This window comes from Brevibacillus sp. MCWH, assembly GCF_013096935.1.
GTDB lineage: Bacteria > Bacillota > Bacilli > Brevibacillales > Brevibacillaceae > Brevibacillus > Brevibacillus aydinogluensis.
Genome location: NZ_SDLF01000241.1, coordinates 1 through 389 on the forward strand (window position 1 = coordinate 1; position 389 = coordinate 389).

General features: G+C 36.5%; 1 protein-coding gene. It reads left to right on the plus strand.

Annotation, left to right across the window (positions count from 1 at the left end):
- Window positions 1-94: 94 nt before the first annotated feature.
- The coding region (locus tag ETC00_RS20270; protein ID WP_371808943.1) for a hypothetical protein at window positions 95-389 on the plus strand (295 nt) is incomplete at its 3' end.

Sequence of the window (389 nt, forward strand, 5' to 3'; positions counted from 1 at the left end):
TAAGACGACTAGAAGATAAACTTGAATCTGAAATTCATAGAATTATGACTAGATCAGATAAGGTAATTATTAAGAAAGACGGGGTGAGAATTTAATGTTGTTCAAAAGAAGAGTATTGCTTGAAGCGGAAAACAAGAATAATGTTGACGAACCTACAGATTATACTGAAGATGGGATGGATACTGAAGAAAGCGGAGGTGAAGAAAATACTGATAATGTGGAAGAACCTACAGATTATACAGAGGAAGAGACAGAAGAGAGTGTAAAAGAAGACGATTCTGGTGAAGAAGGGGGAGAAGATGACCCTAATTTGGATTCTGAAGACTATACTAATAGTGAGAGTGATACTACTGGCGATGAATCTTCAGAATCTATGGAAAGTGGTGAAG